27 protein-coding genes are annotated in these 26,469 nt (G+C 52.3%); 15 read left to right on the top strand and 12 right to left on the bottom strand.

Annotated features, from left to right (window positions below; all coding sequences use genetic code 11):
• From T458_RS35035 to T458_RS35020, 5 genes are all read left to right on the top strand, one after another.
• Positions 1–1,443, top strand: coding sequence for an MDR family MFS transporter (locus T458_RS35035; RefSeq protein ID WP_023555695.1), 1,443 nt, complete (start codon positions 1–3; stop codon positions 1,441–1,443).
• Positions 1,444–1,526: 83 nt separating this feature from the next.
• Entirely contained in the window at positions 1,527–2,780 is a 1,254-nt protein-coding gene (locus T458_RS35030) for a GNAT family N-acetyltransferase (protein ID WP_023555694.1), read from the top strand.
• Positions 2,781–2,871: 91 nt separating this feature from the next.
• Entirely contained in the window at positions 2,872–3,042 is a 171-nt protein-coding gene (locus tag T458_RS57135; protein ID WP_023555693.1) for a hypothetical protein, read from the top strand.
• A gap of 53 nt (positions 3,043–3,095) precedes the next feature.
• On the top strand, positions 3,096–3,569 hold the full coding sequence (locus T458_RS35025) for a PilZ domain-containing protein (RefSeq protein WP_023555692.1): 474 nt from the start codon (positions 3,096–3,098) through the stop codon (positions 3,567–3,569).
• 145 nt (positions 3,570–3,714) lie between these two features.
• A complete protein-coding gene (locus T458_RS35020) occupies positions 3,715–4,833 on the top strand; it encodes a DUF2087 domain-containing protein (RefSeq protein WP_023555691.1) in 1,119 nt (372 codons plus the stop codon).
• A 79-nt stretch (positions 4,834–4,912) separates the two neighbouring features.
• Here T458_RS35020 and gerQ read toward each other — a convergent pair whose 3' ends face one another.
• The 3 genes from gerQ to T458_RS35005 form a co-directional block, all read right to left on the bottom strand.
• Positions 4,913–5,356 carry a spore coat protein GerQ gene (gene gerQ / locus T458_RS35015; RefSeq protein ID WP_023555690.1) on the bottom strand — a complete coding sequence of 148 codons (444 nt, stop codon included), beginning with the start codon at positions 5,354–5,356 and terminating at the stop codon, positions 4,913–4,915.
• A 30-nt stretch (positions 5,357–5,386) separates the two neighbouring features.
• On the bottom strand, positions 5,387–5,809 hold the full coding sequence (locus T458_RS35010) for a cell wall hydrolase (RefSeq protein WP_023555689.1): 423 nt from the start codon (positions 5,807–5,809) through the stop codon (positions 5,387–5,389).
• Between the two features lie 149 nt (positions 5,810–5,958).
• Complete coding sequence (locus tag T458_RS35005) at positions 5,959–6,525, bottom strand: YqaA family protein (RefSeq protein WP_023555688.1); 567 nt, start codon at positions 6,523–6,525, stop codon at positions 5,959–5,961.
• Between the two features lie 229 nt (positions 6,526–6,754).
• Between T458_RS35005 and T458_RS55965 the strand changes: the two genes are divergently transcribed.
• From T458_RS55965 to mqnC, 3 genes are all read left to right on the top strand, one after another.
• The gene (locus tag T458_RS55965) at positions 6,755–7,651 is read left to right on the top strand and encodes a spore coat protein (RefSeq protein ID WP_023555687.1); all 897 of its coding nucleotides are present in this window, start codon (positions 6,755–6,757) and stop codon (positions 7,649–7,651) included.
• A 77-nt stretch (positions 7,652–7,728) separates the two neighbouring features.
• On the top strand, positions 7,729–7,947 hold the full coding sequence (locus T458_RS35000) for a hypothetical protein (protein WP_023555686.1): 219 nt from the start codon (positions 7,729–7,731) through the stop codon (positions 7,945–7,947).
• A 157-nt stretch (positions 7,948–8,104) separates the two neighbouring features.
• Positions 8,105–9,211: a cyclic dehypoxanthinyl futalosine synthase gene (gene mqnC / locus T458_RS34995; protein ID WP_023555685.1), complete on the top strand. Its 1,107-nt coding sequence runs from the start codon at positions 8,105–8,107 to the stop codon at positions 9,209–9,211.
• An 81-nt stretch (positions 9,212–9,292) separates the two neighbouring features.
• On the opposite strand, the gene T458_RS34990 is transcribed toward mqnC, so the two are convergent.
• The 3 genes from T458_RS34990 to T458_RS34980 are packed head-to-tail and all read right to left on the bottom strand — an operon-like array spanning position 9,293 to position 11,659.
• Entirely contained in the window at positions 9,293–10,699 is a 1,407-nt protein-coding gene (locus T458_RS34990; protein ID WP_023555684.1) for a nucleoside recognition domain-containing protein, read from the bottom strand.
• Positions 10,677–11,408: a FeoB small GTPase domain-containing protein gene (locus tag T458_RS34985; RefSeq protein ID WP_023555683.1), complete on the bottom strand. Its 732-nt coding sequence runs from the start codon at positions 11,406–11,408 to the stop codon at positions 10,677–10,679. The genes T458_RS34990 and T458_RS34985 overlap by 23 nt, the downstream gene beginning before the upstream one ends.
• Positions 11,405–11,659, bottom strand: coding sequence for a FeoA family protein (locus tag T458_RS34980; protein WP_023555682.1), 255 nt, complete (start codon positions 11,657–11,659; stop codon positions 11,405–11,407). Before T458_RS34980 ends, T458_RS34985 begins: the two co-directional genes overlap by 4 nt.
• A 315-nt stretch (positions 11,660–11,974) precedes the next feature.
• Between T458_RS34980 and ytxC the strand changes: the two genes are divergently transcribed.
• The 3 genes from ytxC (at position 11,975) to cdaS (ending at position 15,895) form a co-directional block, all read left to right on the top strand.
• On the top strand, positions 11,975–12,892 hold the full coding sequence (gene ytxC, locus T458_RS34975; protein WP_023555681.1) for a putative sporulation protein YtxC: 918 nt from the start codon (positions 11,975–11,977) through the stop codon (positions 12,890–12,892).
• A gap of 325 nt (positions 12,893–13,217) precedes the next feature.
• The gene (gene thrS / locus T458_RS34970; protein ID WP_031305449.1) at positions 13,218–15,131 is read left to right on the top strand and encodes a threonine--tRNA ligase; all 1,914 of its coding nucleotides are present in this window, start codon (positions 13,218–13,220) and stop codon (positions 15,129–15,131) included.
• 152 nt (positions 15,132–15,283) lie between these two features.
• On the top strand, positions 15,284–15,895 hold the full coding sequence (gene cdaS / locus T458_RS34965; RefSeq protein ID WP_023555679.1) for a sporulation-specific diadenylate cyclase CdaS: 612 nt from the start codon (positions 15,284–15,286) through the stop codon (positions 15,893–15,895).
• Positions 15,896–15,897: 2 nt separating this feature from the next.
• Here the strand turns inward: cdaS and T458_RS34960 are convergent, their stop codons facing one another.
• Genes T458_RS34960 through T458_RS34945 form a run of 4 tightly spaced genes read right to left on the bottom strand, consistent with a single transcriptional unit; the run spans position 15,898 to position 19,153 of the window.
• Positions 15,898–16,638, bottom strand: a complete 741-nt coding sequence (locus T458_RS34960; protein ID WP_023555678.1) for an ABC transporter ATP-binding protein — start codon at positions 16,636–16,638, stop codon at positions 15,898–15,900.
• A gap of 4 nt (positions 16,639–16,642) precedes the next feature.
• Positions 16,643–17,302, bottom strand: coding sequence for an ABC transporter permease (locus T458_RS34955; RefSeq protein ID WP_023555677.1), 660 nt, complete (start codon positions 17,300–17,302; stop codon positions 16,643–16,645).
• A gap of 12 nt (positions 17,303–17,314) precedes the next feature.
• Positions 17,315–18,193, bottom strand: a complete 879-nt coding sequence (locus T458_RS34950; RefSeq protein ID WP_023555676.1) for an ABC transporter substrate-binding protein — start codon at positions 18,191–18,193, stop codon at positions 17,315–17,317.
• 42 nt (positions 18,194–18,235) lie between these two features.
• On the bottom strand, positions 18,236–19,153 hold the full coding sequence (locus tag T458_RS34945; protein WP_023555675.1) for a helix-turn-helix transcriptional regulator: 918 nt from the start codon (positions 19,151–19,153) through the stop codon (positions 18,236–18,238).
• Positions 19,154–19,407: 254 nt separating this feature from the next.
• On the opposite strand from T458_RS34945, the gene T458_RS34940 reads away from it, so the two are divergent.
• Positions 19,408–21,219, top strand: coding sequence for an aldehyde ferredoxin oxidoreductase family protein (locus tag T458_RS34940; protein ID WP_023555674.1), 1,812 nt, complete (start codon positions 19,408–19,410; stop codon positions 21,217–21,219).
• A 39-nt stretch (positions 21,220–21,258) separates the two neighbouring features.
• On the opposite strand, the gene T458_RS34935 is transcribed toward T458_RS34940, so the two are convergent.
• Both T458_RS34935 and T458_RS34930 read right to left on the bottom strand, forming a co-directional pair.
• The gene (locus T458_RS34935) at positions 21,259–21,555 is read right to left on the bottom strand and encodes a MoaD-like domain-containing protein (RefSeq protein WP_023555673.1); all 297 of its coding nucleotides are present in this window, start codon (positions 21,553–21,555) and stop codon (positions 21,259–21,261) included.
• A gap of 2 nt (positions 21,556–21,557) precedes the next feature.
• Complete coding sequence (locus T458_RS34930; protein ID WP_023555672.1) at positions 21,558–21,833, bottom strand: ubiquitin-like small modifier protein 1; 276 nt, start codon at positions 21,831–21,833, stop codon at positions 21,558–21,560.
• A gap of 100 nt (positions 21,834–21,933) precedes the next feature.
• On the opposite strand from T458_RS34930, the gene T458_RS34925 reads away from it, so the two are divergent.
• From T458_RS34925 to moaA, 3 genes are read left to right on the top strand one after another with little or no spacing between them, the layout of a single operon-like run.
• Entirely contained in the window at positions 21,934–23,166 is a 1,233-nt protein-coding gene (locus T458_RS34925; protein ID WP_023555671.1) for a molybdopterin molybdotransferase MoeA, read from the top strand.
• Between the two features lie 43 nt (positions 23,167–23,209).
• Complete coding sequence (locus T458_RS34920; RefSeq protein WP_031305445.1) at positions 23,210–25,123, top strand: molybdopterin biosynthesis protein; 1,914 nt, start codon at positions 23,210–23,212, stop codon at positions 25,121–25,123.
• Positions 25,124–25,174: 51 nt separating this feature from the next.
• Complete coding sequence (gene moaA, locus T458_RS34915; RefSeq protein ID WP_023555669.1) at positions 25,175–26,191, top strand: GTP 3',8-cyclase MoaA; 1,017 nt, start codon at positions 25,175–25,177, stop codon at positions 26,189–26,191.
• Positions 26,192–26,469 lie beyond the last annotated feature (278 nt).

Genomic DNA, 26,469 nt, shown 5'->3' with positions numbered 1-26,469 from the left:
ATGAGAGTAAAAATCATGATCGCGCTGATGCTTGCCACATTTCTTGCCGCGATGGAAGGAACGATTGTAAGCACAGCCGTTCCGCGAATTACAAGTGAATTATCCGGCTTCGAGCAAGTGAGCTGGGTGTATGCGATTTACATGCTGGCGACGGCCGTTTCCGCTCCGATCTACGGAAAGCTGGCGGATTTGTTCGGGCGTAAAAAAATCTTTTTGATAGGGATCGGTATTTTTCTGGCAGGCTCCGCTTTGTGTGGAATTGCGATGTCGATGGAGCAATTGATTATTTTCCGGGCGATTCAGGGGCTTGGAGCAGGGGCGGTCATGCCGATTACGATGACGATCATCGGCGATCTGTACGCCGACCTGTCTGCCAGGGCCAAATCCCAGGGCTGGATCAGTGCCGTATGGGGCTTTTCCGGTGTGGCTGGTCCTTTAGTCGGCGGTTTTCTCGTCGATACCGTCTCCTGGCGCTATATCTTTTTTCTGAATCTGCCTTTTGGACTGATATCCTTTTTGATGCTTATCTTGTACTACAAGGAACAGAAGATGAATAAAACCAAGCGCCATATCGATTACGCTGGAGCGCTGATCTTCTCCGTCGGAACGATTGCCCTGCTGTACGCCTTGCTTACGGGAAGTCAGGATCAAAGCTGGCTGAATCCTACGATTCTTTCCTTGATCGGTTTCAGTCTGATCTCGTTCCTGTTCTTTTTCTACGTCGAAAAGAAGTCACCTGAACCGATGATTCCACTGACCCTATTTACCAATCGGAATATCTCCATGATTAATCTGTTGAGCTTGGTGGTCAACGGCATCGTCATCAGTCTGGTCGTCTACCTGCCGATCTGGACCCAGGGCGTTCTGGGCGAGAGTGCGACTGTGGCTGGCTTCGTCTTGACGCCGATGTCCGTATGCTGGACATTGGGAGCTGTCCTCTCGGGACAATTGCTTGGACGTCTTCGCGCAGAGCAATTGATCATCACAGGCACAGCCGTTCTTACAGTGGCTGCTTCCCTTCTGTCCTGGCTGTCAGAGAGCTCTCCAGACTTCCTGATCTACGTAGGCGTAGGATTGATTGGCTTGGGCATGGGCTTGATTACACCGATCGTCATGGTCAAAATCCAGGCATCTGTCGCGGTAGAACAGCGCGGGACAGCTGTCGCGCTCAACACCTTCACCGGTACCTTCAGCCAGACGTTTGGCGCTGCCGTTTTCGGGATGGTGTTCAACCTGGTGACGATCGGGAGCGGACACAGCAATCTGGGCTCCTCCTTTGAATCCGGGACGATTTCTGCAGAGCAGCTGAGCGAGGTGCGGGAAGTGTTGGCTTCCGGGGTCCATGTTGTCTTTACCGGCACCCTGCTTCTCGCCGTATGCAGTCTTTTTCTGGCGATCTTCTTGAACAAGATGGACAAACAGCAAGTTCTTGCCAAAAAATAAAGAATTCTGCTTGCCGAACCCCCCTGGCATTCGTTACCATTTTTTTGTAGATACTACGATTCCAGGGGGCAGGTGTGTCAAGGATGTATGAAGAAATTCGTCCAGTAACGGCAGAAGAAGTCGAGGAAATGGTACGAATCGCTGCAATGGCTTATCCGGGGAGCAATCTGTTGGCTCCCGAGGGGAGAACGCGGTTCACGGAACGTGTCAAGGATACCTTGCAAAACGACCCGTATGCCAGCTTCCACGGTTGGTATCGGGATGGTAAGCTGGCAGGCATCATGCGCTGGGATGATTTTTACATGAATGTCCACGGAACCAAGCTGTTGACGGGCGGGATCGGCCTGGTTGCCGTTGACCTTTTGCACAAGAAAGAGAAGATCGCCAAGCAAATGATTCTTCATTTCCTCAAATCCTATCGCGACCGCGGCGTCAGTCTGGTCTCGCTCTATCCATTCCGCGTCGACTTTTACAAAAAGATGGGGTTTGGGATGGGCACCAAAATCAATCAATACCAGGTTCTTCCATCCAGTCTGCCGTACACAGCCAAGGACAAGGTGGTGTACCTGGGCATGGAGGACAAAGAGGAGATCCTGGCCTGCTACCAAAGAGTCGTGCGCAAGACACACGGAATGATGATCCGGAGGGAGCGCGGGCTGCAAGCGTTCCTGGAGCAGCCCGAGCTGATCGTGGTAGGATGCAGGGAAGAAGGAAGGATCAGCGGCTACCTCGCCTTCCAGTTCCAGAATGGGCATGAGAAAAACCGCATGTTCAACCATATGATCGTCAAGGAATTCTACTATGAGAATCGGCAAGCATTGGGGCAGCTTCTCTCCTTCCTGCACAGCCAGGCCGATCAGGTGCAGCGCATCATCCTGACTGTACACGACGAGGATTTTCATCTGCTGCTCCAGGATCCTGGCAACGGCACGGCCAATATATTGCCGAGCGTCTACCATGAAAGCAATGTGTCCGGAGTCGGTCTGATGCACAGAATCATCGATGTGCCGCTCTTTTTCAAGCAACTCTCGCGGCGCAGCTTCAACAAGGAGAATGGCGTCGTTCGATTGACGATTCGCGACTCCTTTCTACCTGAAAACGAGGGTTCCTGGTTGATTCACTTTACGGAAGGACTCCCGGAAGTGATAGAAACAGGAGAGGCGGATGTTGAACTGAGGATGGACATTTCCGAGTTTTCTTCCTTACTGATGGGAGTCGTCAATATTGGCAAGCTGCACACCTACGGGCTGGTCGAGCTGGATAACGAATCCGCACTGCCGTGGCTGGAGCGTCTCTTCCATGTCCCCCAGAAACCGGTATGCACAACTCCGTTCTAAGCGGAATTTCACAAAATTGACACAATGTAATCGCTTTCCCGTATCTTTAGACGCCTTCCCCCATACGATGGTAAAAAGGGGGAAGGCTGATATGATCTATTTGACCTTGGTTGTCTTTTTTGGTTTCTTGCTTGTGGTCTGGTTTGTGGTCGAACTCCTCTTCCGCTTGCAGAAGCATGACTCCTACCAGCACGATTTGCGCTATCTCTGGGAAAATTACAAGGTAAAAAAAGAGGATATGCATCACCCCAAGAAGAAATAGGCAAAGTTGGACCAGGGCGAACAAGCTCGTTTCTGTTGAAAAGAGGTGAGAGTATGAATGGCGTGATAGCAGAACATCAGCGGGAATATTTTCGACTGCGACTGGAGCATCCGCTCTGTGCAGAGATGACAATTGTGCTTGTCAAAGGCAAGACGATGGAAATCGGCAGCACCACAGTCCTGATTGAAGATATAGGTGCGGGTGGATTGCGCTTTCTTTCTCATCTGAAAATGCCCGCCAGTGATCAACTTGTCCTTCAATTCGAGACGGAGCTTTGTTCACAGCCTCTTACCATGTATGGTCATGTAGTCCGCAGCGTGCCCTGGGAAAACGACTATTATGAATATGCAGTCCGCTTTACGATGGAAGAATCACAACATTTGGAAATTAATCGACTGGTAAACCGTCTGGCCATTCGTTACCGCAATAAACGATTGCCAAGTAGTGGCCGTTTCTGGAAGGGAGATCGCCGCCAGTTTTTAATGGAATTGGCCCAATCACAGGATGAACCGAAAGTAGAAGAGTAGCTCTGCGCCAATGGCGCGGAGTTTTTTTGATGATTGGACCCCACGAGCCAGCATGAAAACAATCCGCTTTCTTGTTGTTGAATATATCTAGATGAAATGTTATATTATCTACATAAAAACAAACTCAGGCAGGATGTGTTTATTAGTGAGTGTTCTAGATGATTTTTGGTCGGCCACTTCCGCAGAACAGAAACAGGGCTTTGTAGAACGCCAGGATCGCATCCTTTGCTTGCTCTGTGGCCAAGAAGCAGAGCAAGGCGTCATGTATCCGGTAGAAGGCCTTTTCTACGACGCACGGCGATACATGCGCCATCATATCGAGCAAGAGCATGGCTCTGTATTCATGCACTTGAGCCATTTGGACAAAAAGCTGACGGGTCTTTCGGAGCATCAAATCACGCTGCTGCGGCTGTTTTATCAGGGATTGAGCGATAGTGAGGTGCAGAAGCAGACAGGTATTGGGAGTACATCCACCATTCGCAATCACCGCTTTGTATTGAAAGAAAAGGAGCGGCAAGCGAAGGTCTTTCTGGTCATGATGGAGCTGTTGAAGGAACGGGATCAGCAGGCTGATGCACGGCCTTCTCTGTCCGGACGCGAAGGGAGTAGAAAGTCTACTGCCGTGCTGGAAGAACGTAAGGCTATCCTCGCCAAATATTTGCCGGATCAAAGCAACGGCCCGCTGACCAGGCTCCCGCGCAAGCAAAAAGAGAAGAAGCTCGTTCTCGAGGAAATTGCAAAGCGCTTTGATCCGGAACGACTGTATACCGAACCAGAGGTGAATGAAATTCTGCAAGCCGTCTATGAGGATTATGTGACGGTGCGAAGGTATCTCGTCGATTTTGGCCTTCTGGATCGGGAAGCGGATGGCAGCAGCTACTGGCTTCATCAGACAAGGGAGCAGGAAGAAGGGGACGGTGAGATGGACAGAAGACAAGTCTTAAAAATGCAGTATAAAGAAACCAAGCCGCAGGCAGGGGTGTATCAGATCAAAAACGTGAAAAACGGAAAAGTCCTGATCCTGAGCAGCCCCAATCTGAAGACGATGAACGGAAAAAAATTCATGCTCCAGCAGGGCACCTTCCCCAATCCCGTGCTGCAAAAGGATCTGGAAGAATGGGGCCCGGAAGCCTTTGAATTTGAAGTGCTGGAAGTATTGGAAGAAGAAAACGAGAGCGACGCCTTGGAAAAGCTGGAGGAGAAGTGGCTCGACAAGATGAAGCCCTATCATGAGCGGGGTTACAATCAGGAAAAGCGTAAATAAACGGTTGAAAAACATACAGGAGCCACTCCTTTGCTGCGTACACACAAGCAGGCAAGAGTGGCTCCGGCTTTTATTATTTTTAACGGGGTATACCAGGGATTTGAGGAGGGATGTAGTTCAATTCTTCATCCGAAGTGATGTAGTCGGTGTTGACCATGAGCAGCAAGTAGCGTTTGCCGGTTTGAGGATCACTTAGAATGATATGGTCGCGGCCGGCAGTCTCCAGTACGCCACGGAAAATTTTTGCATTCCATTGGGTGTTGTTTTCAAAGGTTTGATACACAGTGATCACTTTTCCGCGATTCAGTCGCAGGATGTTTTCGATATAGGACTCCTCGACGACTGGTTGTTGCCCGGGCATAAAGGGGATACCAGGGATCATCGAACCGCCGGGCTGCATGGGAACCATTTGAGGCTGTTGAGCTTGCGGTTGTTGTTGTTGGAAGCCGTATGGATACTGGGCGGAAGGATACATGTCGTATCCGTATTGGGTATAAGGATTGAAAGGCATTTGTTGACTCATGATGAACTCGCTCCTTTAACAATCTGTTCTCTAGAAAACACGGGGACAATCTTGTCGCGACGGTATGAAGAAGCAGTGAGCTTTATAACGGCCAGAATTCGATTGATTATACCAGGTAGGAGGACAATTGCCGGCCGGGCGGAAAAACCAGAGCGCGTTTGATGCGGGATGCGTCCGTTCCCCGTTGATCGTACGTCTAGCCAGTCGTCTTTCCCTATCTCGAGCGCGCTGGTAGAAGTACGATTTTTGCACGGCTTCATAACCTCCAGGGGATTGGAACACCATGTCCCGCATGGAGCGGATATTTTTAAAGTCCAGGCAATTGGAAAGAATCCGATTAACCCCGACATTACCTACCATCAGCATGCCTAGCTCGCCCTCGGCCTCAGCTTCCGCGCGGATCAACCGCGCCAATAAATCCACATCTCCCGAATTCACCTTTATGACAGCCAATGCTTCACCCCCCTCGCAAAAACTCACAATACCACTATATGGCCTGCCGCTTGATGGGTGAGTGTACCAAAGAAATTTTCCCTGGGAGCATTTGCCTATACCGCCGCATGTTCGGTGAAAATGAAAAAACGTCCTTCAGCCAAAAGGCTTTAAGAACGTTTTTTTCTGCGTCTGTCCCACCAGAACCAGAGAATGGCGACGACTACAGCTACACCCAGCAGGCTGACCTCCAGATAGTCGTCAAGCAGAACTTTTGCATGTTTTCCGTAGAGATAGAACAAGATTCCAATCAGAAAGAACTTCAACCCGCGACCCAAAATCGCGAACAGCAACAGCTTGACCAGTGAGTAGTTGAACACGCCGCTCAACAGGGTAAACACCTTGAAAGGAATTGGCGTGAAAGAACCGATGAGTACGGCAGCATCCCCGTTTTTGGCGAATTGCTCCGTGGCAAGAACGACCCATTTTTCCGGGACGAGCTTTTGAAGGATCGGTTTGCCCAGCCACTTGCCCAGTATGTAACCGATCGGTGCCCCAAGGACGGATCCGGCAAAAGCGATCAGCGCAATTCGCAGAGATGCCTGCGGATCTATAAAACTCAAACCGATTTGTACAAAAAAAGGCGGGATCGGAAGGATGAAGGAATCCAAGAACGAGACGACAAACAATCCCCAAATTCCATAATCCATAAAAAATTGTGTCAGTTGTTCCAGCATGAGCGTCTCCTTAGGGGTTCTACTGTAATATTCTTATATGATTCTGTCCCAAAACAAAGACCGAACATTTTCTTCTCCTATGATCATATCATAGTCCGCTTATGGATTTCACCTTAAGGCTGGATACTACTAGGATGTTTTGGTTTCGGACATACTGTTAGAGATTTTGTCTGACAGTACATCCTTGGCTAGGGATGATCCGAGCAGTGAGAAGAAGGAGGAGATCTAGATGATGCATTCCCATCCGCATGGAGCCCATGAAGTCATGGAGCTTCACGAGGTCTTAAACTGTGCCGTAGATGCGTTGAATACCATCCAATTGTACGCCCCGTATGTGGTCGACCACGAATTGGCGCAGCTTGTTCACCACCAAATGACCTTTATGCAGAATGAGTACAACAGCATGGTACATACGGTTCAAGGAGTAGGAGCAGGGGAAAGTCTGCCGTACAGGCCGAAGCGTCAGATGCAAGCCCCCTTTTCCGGCATGCCCAATCCAGCGGCTTATCCGATGCAGCAGCAGCCCAATCTCCACCCCGCTGAGGTGAATGATGCTGATGTGGCCTCTGCTTTATTGGGGATTCACAAAACGGGAGCCAAAGGAAAGCTCCACGCTTCCCTTGAGGCTACCCACCCTCAGATCCGGGAAATGCTTCTCCAGGGAGCCGTCAACTGTGCTCATCAGGCCTATGAAGTGTGGCAATATATGGAGCGAAAAGGCTATTATCCACTGGCTGTGTTCCCGCATGCGACGAGCTCGCAACTATTGCGCCCCTACCAGCCGTTCCAAAAGGCAATGCCCCAATCTATGCCAAACAACGTTCAGCCTGCCAATCCCGCAATGGGTGGAGGCATATCTGCACAACTGGCACGTGGTATGGCAGAGCCCCATGTTGCCTCCCAGCCGATGGGGGAGCCTGCACCGGTAAATGCAAGCCAGATTTTCTCATCTCCGACCTACCGTGACCAACATTTGCATCAGCCAATAGACAATACGTCGATGATCACGGATGAGTTACAGACAGCAGGTGCAGAACCTACAGGAGTTATGTCCCAGCATATTGAGGAGAAGACAGCGCGCGGCCGTAAAAAAACGCCTTCCTCAGACATGAATATCGGTCATTAAGTCCCATCGATCCCATTGACGTTAGGAAAGAATATCCACTACTATAGAAGGAAAGACAAACGTCATTGGGAGGAGCCATGAAAACACTAGGATCGGGGAAAGTTACCTACTATGCCCCAGATGGTACCAGTCTGCAATTGTCAGGGGAAATCGATGTTCGTGGGGATCGGATCTCGGTAACGGAGATCATTTATTTTAACGGTCAACCAAATGGAGCACGAGAGACGAATCTCCCGCTTGCACAGTCCGTTATCTACTGGGAGCCGGAAGTGTACGAACAGATCGGTTTTGAATAAACGCCAAACATGCATCACCACATCAACCTTGCCCTATAGGCAGGGTTGTTTTGCGTAGCGCACGAACCTTTGTCAAACCCTGGACTATAGCCGGGGTCCTGGAGATATGGTATCATGTGGGGTGGAAATGAATGTATGAACTCGAGGAGTGATCCTGGTGATCGACAACATATTAGAACGAGCCCTAGCTGGGGAACGCCTGGGTCTCGAAGATGGATTGGCATTATTCGAGAGCGATCAGATTGAAAAGATGGGGCACTATGCCAATCTGATCATGCAAAAATGGCATCCAGATCCGATCGCGACATTCGTCATCAGCCGCAACGTCAACTATACCAACGTTTGCGACACCTATTGCCGCTTTTGCGCTTTTTACCGTCCGCCTGGTTCGGCAGAGGGCTACGTCCTTCCAAAAGAAACCATTTTCCAAAAAATTCAGGAGACGGTAGATGTTGGAGGAACGGAGATCCTGATGCAAGGCGGTACCAATCCAGATCTCAAGCTGGACTACTACACTGATCTGCTGCGATCGATCAAGCAGCGTTTTCCGCAGATTACGATGCACTCGTTGTCTACTGCTGAGGTCATGAAAATCGCAGAAGTCTCCAATATGAGTGTAGAGGATGTTCTTCGCGAATTGAAAGCAGCGGGTCTTGATTCGTTGCCGGGTGCGGGCGGAGAGATTTTGGACGACCGTACGCGCCGCAAGATTTCCCGCTTGAAGGGCTCCTGGAAAGACTGGATCGAAACCCAAAAAGCCGCACACCGCGCTGGCCTGCCTGGTACAGCGACGATGGTCATCGGCTTCGGGGAAGAGATGGAGGAGCGCGTGCTGTCTCTCATGCGCATTCGTGAAGCCCAGGATGAGACTGGCGGCTTCAAGGCGTTTATCGTCTGGACCTTCCAGCCGGACAACACCAATATGAAAGCGGTCAACAATACGCCGGAGGAATATTTGAAAACCTTGGCGATCAGCCGTTTGATGCTGGACAATGTGGAGAACCTCCAAGCTTCCTGGGTGACCATGGGACCCGAGTACGGACAATTGTCCCTTTCTTATGGGGCCAATGACTTCGGACAAACCATGATGGAGGAAAACGTCGTCTCCGCTGCAGCATGTACTTACAAAGTCAACACCAACCAAATCCTCGAACTGATTCGCGGAGCGGGCAAAATTCCGGCTCAACGCAATACGCAGTACGACATTTTGCGCGTCTTCAAGGATGGCGAGATGGCAGAGAAGGATTTTGTCATGCAGAACTGATACAGGCAAAAAGAACGATAGCAAAAAGCCTTTGCAGATACCGGTACGGACCGGTTCCATGCAAAGGCTTTTTGATTTCCTCTATACCCAGCCAAGCGCGCGAATCACTTGAGCCGTAACGAACGTCACCGCGATCGCTATCGCCAGCGGAATGACTGCGGACAGTACTGTCCATTTCACGCTTTTGGTTTCCTTGTAAATGTTGAACAAGGTAGTGCCGCATGGATAATGAAGCAGGGAGAACAGCATCATGTTCAGTGCAGTCAGCCAGGTCCATCCATGCTGGAGAAAGATCTCCTTGATGTTGTCGATCCCATCGGCGTCCACCATCGCTCCGGAGGACATATAGCCCATCAGCAGGATCGGGAGGACGATTTCATTGGCAGGAAGACCGAGAACAAAAGCCATCAGGATGTACCCGTCAAGTCCGATCCATTGCGCGAACGGGTCAAAAAAGGCAGCCATATGACCAAGGATGCTGTCATTGCCGACCGTTATGTTGCCCAAAATCCATGTGAGCACCCCGGCAGGCGCTGCAACGATTACGGCTCTTTTCAATACGCTCCAGGATTTGTCCTTGGACGCGATCAGGATTGTTTTCCAAAATTGCGGTCTTCGATAAGGCGGCAGCTCCAGGGTGTAATGCGTCGGCACTCCGCGCAAGGCGGTTTTGGACAAGGCCCAGGAGACAGCCAGAGTCACGACGATGCCGATCAATACCATCCCCATCACGACGAGAGCCGTAGTCAGCGTCTGCCAGCCGCCTACTGCGCCAGTCGCCATGAACAGCGAGGAGAGCAGGATCAGGGTAGGCCAGCGTCCATTGCAGGGAACGAAGTTGTTGGTCAGAATCGCCAGCATCCGCTCCCGTGGCGACTCGATGATCCGGGTAGAGAGGATGGCAGCAGCGTTGCAGCCAAAGCCCATGGACATCGTCAATGCCTGCTTGCCGTGCCCTCCTGATTTTTTAAACAAACGATCCATATTGAATGCGACGCGAGGCAGATACCCGAAGTTTTCCAGTAAAGCGAACACCGGGAAGAAAATAGCCATCGGCGGGAGCATGACGCTGATAACCCATGACGTGCCGCGAAAAAAACCGAGTACGAGAATTCCGTGCAGCCAATCTGGCGCGTTCACTGCTTGAAAGCCCGCTGTGAGATAGCCCTCGACGACGCCAAACATGCTGGCGATCCAGGCAGACGGCACATTGGCTCCGGCGATCGTAATCCAAAAGACAGCTCCCAGGATCGCCAGCATGATCGGGAAGCCCCAGATTCTCGACGTGACCCATTTGTCCAGCTTGTAGGCAGATGCCAATTTTCGCTGGTCTTCATAGGTGACCGCCTCTTTGCAAATGGAGCGGCTCACTCGGTAGATATCACTGACGATCGTGTCGCGTACAGCATTTCCTTCTGCAGCATTTCGCGTCACAGCCAGCAGCGCATCCAACGGATCCGACGAATTAGTGGCAAATGGTTTGCTCATGTCCGATCCTCTCCCTTTGTACAGGCACAGTAGGTTCCTGCATCCGCTCCCGCAGCGATTTCAACAGGCTTTCGTCTCCGTCGAGGAGCCGCAGAGCGATCCATCTGGTCGGAAAACGCGTACCCAGCGTTTGCGCGATGATTGGCTGCAATTCCTTCACTTTTTCTTCAATCTCTTTTGAATAGGGGATTTGTACAGGCTCCGGAGAGATTTCTCCGCTGGCGACCTTTTCGACTTGTTCCATCAGGGTATCGATCCCGATTTTGTTTCGGGCAGAGATGGCGACACAGGGGACACCCAGCCTCTGCGAGATGATCTGCAAGTCAATCTGCACCCCCCGTTTTTTTGCTTCGTCGATCAGATTGACGCAAACCACCACACGCGAGGTCATTTCCAGAACCTGCAAGGCGAGATTCAGGTTTCTTTCCAGCGAAGTAGCGTCCAGGACGACAATCGTGACATCCGGTTGCTCAAAGATAATGTAATCTCTCGCGACTTCCTCGTCAGCGGAGTTGGAATACAAGGAATACGTACCTGGCAAATCAATCATGCGAAAAGCAGATTTTCCGTACGTAAATTCACCTTCCGCCATCAGAACGGTTTTGCCCGCCCAGTTTCCGGTATGCTGGCGCAGTCCGGTCAAGGTGTTGAACAAGGTGCTTTTTCCAGTATTCGGATTCCCGGCGAGTGCGATGGTGTATGTTCTCACAACGAATCGCCTCCGACATACTCCCCGAAGATAAGGGAGCTTTCCTCCTTGCGCAATGCGATCATGGTATGGTTGACCCGAAAGGCGATCGGATCGCCCAAGGGACTTTTTTGTACAACCTCTACTACATTGCCAGGGACGAATCCCAGGTCGAGCAATCGTCTGCGCAATACACCCTGAACTTCGATGCGATCCAAACAGATCTGACTCCCTGTTACAGCGTCAGATAAAGGAATGCTGGAAGTTGACATGACGTTCACGCTCCTTTTCTTTCGTCAAAGACAAACTGTTGTATGAGGGCAAACTTTTGCGAAAAAAATACTTCTCGATTTTATTATGAATGTAGTGTAAACGAAGATTCTTTCCTTTGCAACAAAGTTTTTACTGAGGGAAACTTTTTGCGGCAAAAACGCCTTGCAGATGGGATTTCGAGTAGTGTATGCGCAAATGGGGGCTTTTGGTGAGGGAGGTACTTGCAACCTTTCCGTTGTTTCCAACCGTTTAAAAGTATATCGCTTCTGACGGGACATATACTGTAACTACAATTGCGGTTGGGAGGGATGATCATGCAGACATTCCGCGTCTGGCTGGAGAATATCCCCACGCTTTGTTACACGTATCGGGATATCGTGAACGAGATGACGGATCGGGTCAATACAGCTCCAGTACGGATTGAATACAAGGATCAGGAGCAGGAAGGCCTACACTTATTTCTCTTCCAGAGCTGGTGCGAACAGGAGTACGACGCCCAAACCATCGACTGGGCCAGAGCCTTCGTAGCCTTGACGATCGCAGAATGGGTCATGCAAGTAAAAGAACCGGAAATCATCGAGGAGATGGCTGCAGACCTGCTGCAGGTAGAACAGCTTGAGGAAGAATGGGAAGAGATGCTGCCGACCATCCTCTTGCGGTGTCAGGAAAACGATCAGGTGAACGAAGGATGGTTCACAGCAACGACGAGAAAAGCCAAGGTGTATCAAAAGGCCTTCCAATACCTGGAGACCGAGAGATCCATTCATTTAACGGGCTTTATACGATTCCGCCTGCAAGAGCATTGGAATGAACTGTTTGAACTCGTCGAGGCGGGAATCGATGATTATCTCGAGGAAAAGCAGTATGAGGAATTTGTAGAGCTTCTGCGCTATTTTATCGCCGCTCAGGATAGCAAGCAGGAAGTGGTTCACATCGTTCCTAGTGTGGACAAACCCTTCCATCTTTATGATAAAAAAGGGGATCGTCTGTGGCTGGAGCAACTGGATGCCGTCCTCAATTTGGAAGAACAGCAGTGCCGCGACGAAGACTATCTGGTAAGCGCCTTGGTTACACTTGCCCCGCAAAGCATCGTCTTGCACCAGGCAGGGGATAAGCCAGGTCTCGCCAAGACAATCCAAAGCATTTTCGACAGCCGCCTGATCACCTGTCATTCCTGTCAGCTTTGTCGGGGAAAACGCGTACTTGACGCGCACAATCCGACTAAACTATAATAGCTTTTATAAGTTCACATGTTGGAAATACGATGAGAAGGACATGGACAATATGCAGGACGCGACAGAGAGGCGGGACATCGGCTGGAAGCCCGCTGCAGACGCATAGTGATCTACCCCCTTCAAGTAGCTGCCGGGAACGAAGCGAAGGCTTTTACTAACGGCATGCCGGTGAAAAGCCGTTATTGCAACGAAGGAGTTTGGCTGCCGCATATGCGCGCCAACTCGAAGTAGGGTGGTACCGCGAGACTACACTCGTCCCTTTTTGGGATGGGTGTTTTTTTATTTTCTCCAAAAAATGGCAATCAGGAAGGAAGAATCCAACGTGGCACAGATTAATGTTACTTTTCCAGATGGTGCAGTCCGTCAATACGACGCGGGCATTACCATCGAGGAAATCGCAGGCTCCATTAGTGCAAGTCTGAAAAAGAAAGCTGTAGCCGGCAAAAAAGACGGCAAAGTCGTTGACCTCTATACAGCGCTCGACGAAGATGCTGCGATCGAAATCGTCACTCTCGATTCGGCAGACGGGCTGGAAGTGTATCGCCATAGCACCGCGCACTTGCTCGCACAAGCGGTAAAACGCCTGTACGGCAAGGAGGTCAAATTCGGGATCGGGCCGGTGATTGAAGACGGCTTCTATTATGATATGGATATTCCCGTATCCCTTTCCCCAGAGGATCTGAGCAAGATCGAAGCAGAGATGGAGAAAATTGTAAAGGAAGATTTGCCGATTCGCCGCAAAGTTGTAAGCCGCGAAGAAGCGACAAAGATCTTCCAAGAACTGAACGACCATCTGAAGCTTGAGCTGATCCGCGACCTGCCGGAGGATGCGACCATCACCCTGTACGAGCAAGGCGAATTCTTTGACCTTTGCCGCGGTCCGCATCTGCCATCGACTGGCTACATCAAAGCCTTCAAGCTGATGAACGTAGCGGGTGCCTACTGGCGCGGCAATTCGGAAAATCAAGTACTGCAGCGTGTATACGGTACAGCCTGGCCGAAAAAAGCCGAGCTGGATGAATACCTGCACTTCATCGAGGAAGCGAAAAAACGCGATCACCGCAAATTGGGCAAAGAGCTGGAGCTGTTCATGTTCTCCGAGGAAGCTCCCGGCATGCCGTTCTATCTGCCGCACGGCTTTACCGTGCGCAACGAGCTGGAGCAATTCTCCCGCCGTCTGCAGCAACTCGCGCAATACACCGAAGTCCGTACGCCGTTCCTCATGAATGAACGCCTCTGGCATCAGTCCGGCCACTGGGATCACTATCATGAGAACATGTACTTCTCCGAGGTAGATAATGCTACTTATGCGTTGAAGCCGATGAACTGTCCTGGACATATGCTCATTTACAAAAACGCGATGCACTCCTACCGCGATCTGCCAATCCGCTACTCTGAGTTCGGACAGGTGCACCGCCACGAGTACTCTGGTGCGCTGAACGGCATGCTGCGGGTAAGGACATTCTGCCAGGACGATGCGCACGTCTTTGTCCGTCCTGACCAGATCGAGAGCGAAATCAAAAACATGATCAACTTGATCGATAGCATCTACAAAGTGTTTGGTTTCGAATACAGCGTAGCCTTGTCCACTCGTCCAGAAGATTCGATGGGATCCGATGAACTGTGGGAAATCGCGGAAAACTCTCTGCGTAACGTATTGATTGACTCGGGACTGCCATACGAGATCAAAGAAGGCGACGGCGCGTTCTACGGTCCGAAGATCGACTTCCAGATCACCGATGCGCTGAAACGCCGCCACCAATGCGGAACCATCCAGCTGGACTTCCAGTTCCCTGAGAAATTTGACCTGACTTATGTGGGCCAGGACAATGAAAAGCATCGTCCAGTCGTATTGCACCGTGCGATGTACGGTTCCATGGAGCGCTTTATCGGCATCCTGATCGAACACTACGCTGGAGCATTCCCGACTTGGCTGACTCCGGTACAAGCACGCGTCATGACCATCAACGACGTGCATGTGCCATACGCAGAAGAAGTGAAGGTAAAAATGGCGCAAGCCGGTATCCGTGTCGAACTGGATTCGCGCAATGAAAAAATCGGCTACAAAATCCGTGAAGCACAAGTGCAAAAAATCCCTTACAGCTTGGTCATCGGGGAAAAAGAAATGGCGGATGGCACGCTGTCTGTACGCCGTCGCGGCGTTGGCGATGAAGGTGCCATGTCTGTAGATGCGTTCATCGAGAAAATCCGTGCCGAAATCAACGATATGAAGTAAAGAAATACGAAATACAGACCGAATGGATAAGCGGGCTGTTCCTTCTCAAAAGGAAGGAACAGCCCGTTTTTTTGATTTGGCATTTTTCTTTCACGATGGGGAACCTTATGGAATAAGTTTCGAGTTCGGGTAGGGAAAGGGTGGCTTCTTTCATGAATGCGGATTGCGACTTTTCACCGATGAAACTAGCGATCAAAGAAGATATTAGCAGGGTGATCACGGAACTCCAGAATAACTTGGCAGCGATGGACGATCAGAACAACTGTCTTTTGGGCAATTTCGAGAAAATAAAAGAGCATTTCACTCGAATCCAAATGGCAGCGGCTAATTTTTATTTAAACTGCTATTTGTCTCCGTTTACGGACAAATATCCGGAAATATCCATTTGCGTTCAAAATATGTCGCATCGCAGACATGGCGGGCTGATTGTCATTCAGCGGGAAGATTCTCTCGACACATTGATTCATCCGGGTATTTTACTACGGGCCGAATTGACCCATTCTCTGTTGGAATCCATCTTTTTTCCCGGTAATCCTCTCCACGACGGCGCAGTCATGGTATACCGAGATCAGATCGTGTCCGCCGCGAATATTCTTCCGCTTTCAGCACAAGATACAGGGGATCAAAAGATGGGGACGCGGCATCGCTCCGCCCTTGGACTCACGGAACGAAGCGATGCCCTAGTACTCGTTGTCTCTGAAGAAACAGGCAGGGTTTCATTTGCCTTTAACGGTCATCTCTATCCGATCAATACCTTGGGGTAGTATCAACAAATCATGCGCCCCGAGATAAAATCCGCAAGCTCCGTGCAATGCGGGTGATGGAAAAATGCTTCTGTGTCAGCTCGTTCCACAATTCGCCCATTGTTTACGAACAGGCAGGTTTGCGCCAGACGCCTGGCTTGTGGCAGGTTATGCGTAATCATCAGAATCGTCGTGTGCTTTTGACGATGAATGGTCTGAATCACCCGTTCAAATATCGAGATGTTGTACGGGTCCAGGCTGGCTGTAGGTTCATCCAGCAATAGCAGGGACGGTTCGCAGACGAGTGTCCGGGCGAGGGCGACACGCTGTGCTTCACCGCCCGACAATGTATGGGCGCGCTGGTCGCTCAGATGGGACAGCTCGACCAAATCCAAAGCTTCCTGCACGAGGGCTTGAATCTGTACCCGGTTCCTTTTGCGGTAGCGCAAGCCCAAAGCGACATTGTCATAGACGGACGCCTGGAACATAGACGGCTTTTGCGCCACAAATCCCATTTGCCTTTGGAGAGGCATGCCTTTGGCATAGGAGAGGGTACTCAGGTCCACTTCTTCACCAAATAGGTGAAGCTGCCCGCTCACTGGCTTCTCCAGCAGGTTGATGACGCGCAGCAGCGTGCTTTTTCCCGCTCCGCTGGGGCCGACGATCCCGTAAAAACCGCCTCTCTCAAACACAACACGGTCCAAAGCGAGAACGGTTCTATTGCCGTAGGTTACTTCCAGATTCCGTACTTCCACGCGGTTCATGCGCTCACCTCCGCCTGGATTTCATTTGGTTCAGGACTCCTGCCATCAGAAAGCTGTTGAACAGAAAGCTAAGGGCGAGCAAAACAAGACCCAGTTGCAGCCCTGCTGTAAAATTCCCCGTCCGCGTCTCCAAAATGATCGCGGTCGTCATGACGCGAGTGTGATGCTCGATGTTGCCCCCGACCAGCATCACAGCCCCGACCTCGGAGATCGCCCTGCCGTATGCGGCAGCTACCCCGGACCAAATGCCGCCGCGCGCTTCCCGGACAATGGTGATCATCATTTGTACTGGACTGGCACCCAGACTCTTCGCAGTCTCCCAATACGTCCGTTCCTTGGCCTGCACGGCAGACATCGTAAGTCCGGCGAGGATGGGCGTCACCAGGACCACTTGGGCGATGATCATCGCTTCCGGCGTGAACAAAAGACCAAGTGCGCCGAGCGGTCCGTAACGGGAGAGCAGCAGATAGACGACTACGCCGACCAGCACGGGAGGGAGTCCCATGCATGTGTAGATCAGAGCGACGACGATTCGTTTGCCGCGAAACGAATAAAGCCCGAGCAGGGTGCCGGTCGGGATTCCTGCCAGCATCCCGATTGCGACCGATACCGTCGTAACCTGCAGGGAGAGCCAGATGACCTCCCAGACATCCTGAGTCATCATAACAGGATGCTCCTAACGCTGCTTGGCATCAGGAACGAACAGTCCTTTGCCGTAGGTTTCCTTGCCGAATTCGCCGATCAGCTTCTGCCCCTGCTCCTCCGTAAAGAAGCGGATCAACTGCATGCCTTCCTCCGGTTTCGTGGAAGACTTGACCTGGATGATGCCATATGGGTTCAACAGCGACTTGTCGCCTTGCACCAGCACCTCCAGATTCAGCTTGCGGGAGAGGAAGGTGGCTTCGTCGGTCAAGGTGTAGGCCCGCATCTCATCAGCCATCTGCAGGGTTTCGCCCATGCCTTGGCCGGAGGAAATATACCAGCTGCCCTCCGGAGTGATGGCAGCTTCCTTCCAGATGCTTTTTTCCTTCTTGTCGGTACCGGAATCATCGCCGCGCGATACGAACGGAGATTGTTTCTCGGCGATTTTGGCCATGGCTTCTTTGGCGCTCTGAACGCCTTTTATCCCGGCAGGGTCTTCGGCAGGCCCCACGATATAGAACTGGTTGTACATCACATCGTAGGCGTTGATGCCGAAGCCTTTCTCGACGAATTCATCTTCAGCTTTGCGGGAGTGGACCAAGAGGACATCGGCATTTCCTTCCTCGCCCAATTTGATAGCTTGTCCGGTACCGACTGCAATTACTTTTACGCTGATACCGGATTGCTGCTCAAAAACAGGGAGCAACGCATCCAGCAGGCCGGAATCCTGCGTGCTGGTAGTGGTTGCGAGAATCATCTCTTTCTTTTCGCTTGCGGAAGGTGTCGGCGCAGGTGCTGCAGTTGGAGGATTGCTCTGTTCGGGTGCTGCGGCAGGCTGCGAAGAGGAACAGGCAGCGAGCAAGAGGAGGAGCGCCAAACAAAAGAGAGCGATCATAGATTGGATGGTTTTCATTTTTCTCATCTCCCGTGAATAGGATAGCAATCATGCAATCATCTACAGGGGAATCTCTTTTCCGGTCAGGGAAACATTGTATCCCCCTTGTGCGACTACCGCCTGCTTGAAGGCCGGGTCGCGCAGCACGGCCAGCAGTTGTTGAAAGCGGTCCTGTTCCCATAGCCGTGCGGGAATCACCAGATCGTACCGTTCTTCCTGAATCGGAAAGAAATCAAGTCCCAGCCCCCTGGCGACGCTTTCGATCCCGAGGGAGACATCCGCTTTTCCTTGCAAGACGTGAGAGGCAGTCGCATAGTGGGTGGTCATCTCCAGATCGTAGCCGGGTAGAGTTTGGGATGATCGGCCCATCTGCCGCAGCTTGTAGTCCAACAGCAAGCGCGTCCCCGAGCCTCGCTGCCGGTTGACAATGCGATGACGCCCGCTCAAAAACTCCTCCCAGCTGGTGATCATCCGCGGATTTCCTTTCGGGACCACGAATCCTTGCCAGCGGTTGACCAGATTGACGACCCTTATCTCATCATGCGGCAAAAGGCAGCGCACATGCGGCAGATTGTACTCGCCTGAGGCTGTGTCCAGCAGATGGCATCCCGCCATTTCGACACGTCCTTTGTACAGCTCGATCAGTCCATCCAGACTGCCGGAAAAGGCGGGGAGCAGTGTGGTTCCGCGCCGTGCGAGCATGCGCGTCAAGAGGTCGATGGTCAGGTCGTGGCTGCCGGCGAAGAGAATTTCCCAGGTGGCTTCGGTCTGGCGGGTATGTCCCGGGGGATAGGGAGAGTGTTCCTCTCGCGACTTGTTGCGTTGCATGAACACGTCCAGATCGCTTCGCAGGATGCGCAGGGTTCGTCCGATTTTGGCTGCCGGCAATTCCTTGCGCTTGATCATTTCGTAGACCGTATAGCGAGTCAGCTTCAATTCGACAGCTACCTCATCAGGGGTCAAGTAGGCATCTTCCAAAGTACCACCTCCTTCCGAGCAGAAGCTTTCTTTAGTTTAGTTGAATTTGGTCTAGTTGGTTTTTGTTTGTTTTACATGATTTGAGCCTATCCTTAACATACTTTACCAATTGCAAAGAAGCAACAAAATAATCGAAAAATTATGCATATTCGGCTTTTTTCACGATATATAGGAAGGAAAACCCAATCTCAAGTCGAACTAGGTAACCAATATCTGCGTTTTCAATATGAATGAAGAACAGGAGGAATCGTGCCGTGAAACTAGGTGGCTTCAAGAACCGTGAAATGCTGGTTGACCTCTCTGCAGGTGTCGTGGACTATCGGGAAATCAATGAGGAGTTGGCGCGCAAATTTATCGGCGGCCGGGGTTTGGGAGTGAAATACGTCTACGACAACGGACCGCAAGTCGAGCCGTTTTCCGAAGATAACATCCTCTGCCTGATGACTGGCCCCGTGACGGGTTCCAGATCCTCCATGAGCGGACGGCTCTGTATGGTGACCAAATCGCCATTGACAGGAACCGTGACGGATTCGCACATGGGAGGATGGTCTGCGGCCCGGCTGAAGTGGTCCGGGATCGACAACGTCATTTTCAAGGGTGCCAGTGACAAGCCGGTCTACCTCTATATTGAGAACGGCCAGGGAGAGCTGCGCGATGCCAGTGATCTGTGGGGAATGGGCACACGCGGGACGGTCAAAGCGATGCAAGACCGCTATGGCAAGGAAGACCTGAGTGTGATCTGCATCGGACAAGCGGGAGAAAACCTGGTTCGCTATGCAGGCTTCATGAACGAGCACGATCGGGCAGCAGGGCGCGGCGGAACGGGTGCGGTAGCAGGCTACAAAAAACTGAAAGCCATCGTGATCAAGGCAGCGCAAAAAGGCAATATGCCACAGCCCGCGCAGGACGAGGAATACAAGAAGGCCAATCAAAAGGCGCTCAAGGCGATCATGGAAGGCGGCTTGACCGCGCCAAAGAAAGGCGGCCTCTCTGTCTACGGGACGAACGTCTTGACCAATATCATCAATGAAGTCGGCGCGCTTCCGACGATGAACTCCAAGTATACGCATTATGAAGGAGCAGAAGGGCACAGCGGAGAGACGGTAAATGCTACCCTGCTGGTCGCCGACAACACCTGTCACGCCTGTCCGGTCGCTTGCAAAAAGGAAGTAGAGGTCAAGGAAGGCAAGTACAAGACAAGGGTGGAAAGCTTCGAGTACGAGTCGGGCTGGGCGCTGGGCGCCAACTGCGGTGTCAGTGATGCAGCGCCGATCTCATTCCTGATCAATCTGTGCAATGAGCACGGGATGGATACGATTGAGCTGGGCAATACCCTTTCCTGCATGATGGAGGCTTACGAGCGGGGGCTGACAGAGGAAAAAATCGATTGGGGCGACGCCGACCGAATGATCGAGCTGACGGAAATGATGGTGTTCCGCAAAGGAATCGGCGACGTTCTCGCGGAAGGGACCGCACGCGCTGCCAAGTATTTTGGCGACGAGAACCTGGCGATGTGCGTCAAGGGTCAGGCGATCCCCGCGTACGATCCGCGCGGCATTCAGGGGATTGGTCTCGGCTATGCGACGAGCAATCGCGGAGCCTGCCACCTGCGCGGCTACACAGTAGCCAGTGAAATCGCGGGCATCCCAATGCCGACAGACCGCCTCAAGCCCGAAGGAAAAGGCGAGCTGCTGAAGATCTTCCAGGATCTATTGGCCTTCTCCGACTCCATGAACATCTGCAAATTCTCCTCCTTCTCCGAAAATGCGGAGAACTATGCGGAGCAGTACGCTGCCATGACAGGTGTGCCGGTGACAGCCGACGACGTCATGAAAATCGGCGAGAGAATCTACAATCTGGAGCGTCACTACAACAATTTGGCGGGATTCGACAAGCGCGAGGACGATCACTTGCCCAAACGCTTTACTGAAGAGCCAGCGACAGGCAACAGCGCGGGCCATTTAAGCCGAATGGATATCATGCTGGATGAATATTACCAAGTGCGCGGCTGGGTGGACGGAGTCGTACCGGAAAACAAGCTGAAGGAATTGAATATCGTTTCATAAGAAAAGGAAAAAGGTGGAAGCCACACTCCACCTTTTTCCTTACCCTCCTACGCGGATGACCTTGATTCGGAAGCGCTGCAACAGTTGGGTCAAGACGTCTTCTTGCTCCGAAGTGAAGCGGATGAAGACGGCATTGACGTGGAAGCGGGAGGTAATCGTGACCGTCTCCTCCCGCATCAATTCCGCTTCCCACTGGTTGCCGCAGACGACCAGGGGCAGATCCTCACGCCCCGGTTCATCAGCGGCTTGTCCCTTGATCTCGCCACCGCATTCGACCAGATAGGTCAGCAGGTGGGAGATGCGAATCCCGCGCAACTCCAGCGTTTGCTCATGCATGCTCAGCCCCCTGCGACCGGCGGGAACAGCGCAAACTGATCGTCCTCTTTGACGCGCGTCTGCAGGCCTTGGGCATGAATGATATTTTGTCCGTTGAGAAAGACATGTACAAATGGTTTGAATGTTCGCTCCGCTGTGAAGACCTCGTCTTCCAGAGCAGGATACATCTGGATCAACGTCTCCATGATGTCGATGACGCGGTCTCCGTTATCCAGCGGGACTTCTACGGAGTTTCCCTGACAGATTTCTCGAAAGTTGGCAAATACTTTTACTTTCATCTGGAAAAATCTCCTTTTTCTTTCCATTATACTATCAAATCCATGAAAAAGTCAGCGCAGATGCGAAAGACGAAATGCTTACCGGAAAAGGGGAAAGGCCATGAAATTTTTTCAAGTGAAAACAGTGACTGAGACATTGGAAATCATTCACAAGCATTATGGTCCGGTCCGCCAGCCTGTTACGCTTCCACTAGGTCAAGCGCTCGGCATGGTCCTGGCAGAGGACATCCGATCGACAGAACAGGTTCCGCATTTTGCCCGTTCGACCGTTGACGGGTATGCGGTAAGGGCCCGGGATACCTATGGAGCCTCTGATTCACTGCCTGCTTTTCTCGATATTCAAGGAAAAGTCGAGATGGGCAAACCTGCCAGCCTTCTTCTGAAAGAAGGACAGGCGCAGGGGATTCCGACCGGGGGAATGATTCCCGAGGGAGCCGACAGTGTCGTGATGATAGAGCATGTGGAAGAAGTGGGAGAATTGCTCAATGTCTTCCGCCAGGTGGCGCCAGGAGAAAATATCATCCGCGCCGGGGACGATGTGATGGCAGGCGAGCTGGTCATGTCCGCCGGACAACGGCTTCGACCACAGGATCTCGGCGTGCTGGCGGCGATCGGAAAGACGCGTGTGACGGTGTACCCAAGACCTGTCGTCGCCATCCTGTCCACCGGGGATGAGATTGTCCCCGCAGACAAGGCACAGCTGGCTCCCGGAGAAGTGCGGGATATTAACAGCGTGACGATTGGTGCCGCAGCCCGCGCATGTGGGGCTACAGTGATCGACGGCGGCATCGTCAAGGATGATTACGCTGCGTTTCTGGCGCGAGCGAGGGAATTGTTCGAGCAGGCTGATTTGGTGATTTTGTCGGGCGGCAGTTCAGTCGGGACCCGCGATTATACGGAGCAGGTGATGCAAGCACTCGGGGAGCCTGGCGTGCTGGTCCATGGAGTCTCCATCAAGCCTGGCAAACCAACGATACTGGCCAAAGCGGGCGAAAAGCCGATCATGGGACTGCCGGGCCACCCCGCGTCTGCACTGATCATTTTTCATCTGTTCACAGCGCCCTTGATCGCCAGACTTGAAGGTCTAGCGCCTACAGAATTGGACAGACGAATCGTCGCTCGTATCGGGCGAAATATCCCGTCCGCAGTAGGACGCTCTGATTATGTGCGCGTCAAGCTGGAGAAGCGTGGCGAGGAGTGGTGGGCACATCCTGTATTTGGAAAATCAGGCCTCATTTCAACGCTTGTCAAAAGCGATGGCATGGTGGAGATCGCCGCACAAAAGGAAGGCATCCTGGAAGGCGAATTTGTCCATGTACATCTATTTGCATAGTTTGATAGAGTGATTGGTAGAAGGGTTTGGCAGGAGGAAAACGATGCGCAAAATCTACTTGGAAGACACTCCGCTGCAAGACGCCCAGAAGAAAATTGTCGACAGCGTTCGCTTTTCGCCGCAGGTCGAGATCATTCCCACTCGGGAGGCATTGGGCAGGGTCACCGCAGAGCCGATTTATGCAAAGGTTTCGATGCCGAATTTCCACGCTTCTGCAATGGACGGTGTGGCAGTCAAGGCGGAGATGACGTACGGTGCTGACGAGCAGCACCCTGTCCGGTTGAAGCGAGGGGAAGGGTATATCGAGGTAGACACGGGTGATCCGATTCCGGACGGATTCGATGCCATCATCATGATTGAGAATATTCACCAGATTGACGATGAGACGATCGAGATCCTGGAGGCGGTCGCACCCTGGCAGCATATCCGTCCCATTGGCGAGGACGTGGTCGTCGGGGAAGTCATTATCCCGGACCGCTTCAAGCTGCGTCCTGTCGATCTGGGGGCCTTGCTTGCGGGAGGCAATGTGACGGTTCCCGTCTTGCGCAAGCCGCGTGTCGTCATCATTCCGACAGGCAGCGAGCTGATCGAGCCTTCCGATACGGTGGCAGAAGGAGAAATCATCGAATTCAATGGTGCGGTTTTTGCAGCTTATCTGCAAGAATGGGGAGCGGAGCCGATCTACCACGGGATCGTCCCGGACGATTACGCCATGATCCGCGACGCCGTAAAGACTGCCGTACAGGATGCGGATCTTGTTTTGTTGAACGCAGGCTCTTCGGCTGGACGTGAGGATTTTACGGTCCATATCGTCGAGGAATTGGGAGAAGTGCTGACACACGGCGTAGCGACACGCCCTGGCAAACCGGTCGTGGTCGGCATGGTAGACGGGAAGCCCGTCATCGGATTGCCCGGTTATCCCGTCTCCGCGTATCTCAATCTGGAATGGTTTGCCCGCATGCTCGTCCACCATTATTACGGTTTGCTGGAGCCGCAGCGACCGCGGGTCAAGGCGACGCTGGGACGGCGCGTCGTCTCCGTCATGGGTGCGGAAGACTTTATCCGCGTGACGATCGGCTGTATCGACGGGCAGTACATCGCCAATCCGTTGACACGCGCAGCAGGCGTCACCATGTCGATGGTACGGGCAGACGGCCTTTTGCGCATCCCCCCAGGTGATCTCGGCTATGAACAGGGAGAGAGCGTGGAGATCGAGCTGTATCGTCCGCTGGAGCAGATACAAAATACGATCGTCGCGACAGGCAGTCATGACCTGACAATGGACGTGCTGCATTCCCTGCTGCGCAAAACCAATCCGGAGCGCTTTCTCGTCTCCTCCCACGTCGGCAGCATGGGCGGCATTCTGGCGATTCAAAAAGGGGAAGCACACGCAGCAGGCGTCCACCTGTTTGACGAAGCGACAGGCACATACAATTTGCCGTTTGTGCAAAAATACCTCCGCGGTCAGGATGTCGCACTTATCCAGCTCGTCTATCGCCAGCAAGGGTGGATCGTAAAGCCAGGCAACCCCAAGGGCATCAGCTCTGTGCACGATCTGGTCAAACCGGGGATTACCTACATCAATCGGCAGCGTGGAGCTGGAACCAGGCTGTTGTTTGATTACCTGCTGGCACAAGAGGGGCTTGACAGGGAGCAGATCTACGGCTATTCTCGCGAGGCGGTTTCTCATTTGAGCGTCGCTGCCGCGGTAGCTGGTGGAACAGCTGATGCCGGCCTGGGCATATACTCTGTCGCTGCCTCGATGGGGCTTGATTTTATCCCGGTCTCCGAGGAACGGTATGATCTGTTGCTCAGCGGCTCTTTTTTGCGCAGCGCACAAGGAGAGGAATTGCTCTCCTGCATTCGCTCGGAGGCTTTTGCCAGAGAGGTAGAGGCGCTGGGCGGTTACAGCTGCCGAGATGCAGGAAAAATCGTGTACGCCATGTCGGCGGATTGACGATTGGAATGACCGTGCCTCATACTCATAAGAAAAGGAGAGTGGTCATCCATGGCTGTACAAGTGCTAGATTCTCGAAAACGTCCTCTCCGGGATATCCGCATCTCCGTTACTGATAAATGCAATTTTCGCTGTCAATACTGCATGCCTGCAGAAATCTTTGGACCAGATTATCCCTTCTTGCCGCAGCATAAGCTGTTGACCTTCGAGGAGATTGCCAGGCTTGCCAGGATCTTCACGTCACTTGGCGTAAGCAAGATTCGGATCACCGGAGGAGAACCGTTGATGCGCAGGGATTTGCCAGCGTTGATTCGCATGCTGAGGCAGGTGGACGGGGTACAGGATATCGCCATGACCACCAATGGCTCGCTTTTGGCGAAGCATGCAGAAGCGCTGAAAGCAGCCGGGCTGGATCGGGTGACGGTAAGTCTGGACAGTCTGGACGACGAACGCTTTGGAAAAATCAACGGCCGGGGCTATAAAGTGGCTGATGTTCTGGCAGGGATCGAGGCGGCTGCTCAGGCTGGACTTGGGGTTAAAATCAACATGGTGGTTCAGCGAGAGGTCAACGTCGACGACATCCTGCCGATGGCACGCTACTTCCGGGAGCAGGGACATATCCTGCGCTTCATCGAATTCATGGATGTGGGCAACACCAACGGCTGGAGGCTGGATCAGGTCGTGCCATCGCGAGAAATCGTCGAAATGATCCACGAGGAGATGCCGCTGGAGCCGATTGATCCCAACTATTACGGAGAAGTGGCATCCCGCTATCGCTACGCCGGGAGCGAAGAGGAGATCGGCTTGATCTCGTCCGTGACACAGGCGTTCTGTTCTACCTGTACGCGCGCAAGACTTTCGGCAGAAGGCAAAATGTACAACTGCCTGTTTGCTTCTAGCGGCTTTGATCTGCGTGAGCCTTTGCGCGAGGGAAGTGACGACGCCCAGATTCGCGAGCTGATCAGCGGATACTGGGAGCAACGGCAAGACCGCTATTCGGAGGAACGCCTGCTGCATACGCCAGGACTGACACGCGACAAGGTAGAGATGTCCCACATCGGTGGATAGCAAGAATCGCAGGAGCAAGCCTTGACAATCGTTTAGACTCGCTGTATGATAAAAGGCGTGTATAAACACTTCATACTTCGAGAACAAGCAGAGGCGCCCAGCTTCTCACCTGGGTCGACGTCGGTGACGATTGTTGACAGGTAACTCTTATGCAAAGATCTTTGGATCTGCTTATTTGCAAGGTGAGATAGGTGCGGGCGCGTAATGCGTTCGCACATTTTTTGTGAAAAACCGTTTGATGTTTTTCATGAACTGAGATGTGACCGCTCGTGGTCAAC

The organism is Brevibacillus panacihumi W25 (assembly GCF_000503775.1).
In the GTDB taxonomy this organism is placed as follows: Bacteria; Bacillota; Bacilli; order Brevibacillales; family Brevibacillaceae; genus Brevibacillus; species Brevibacillus panacihumi_A.
Note: the sequence above shows the minus strand (reverse complement) of the source record. Positions and strands in the feature narration are given on the sequence as shown.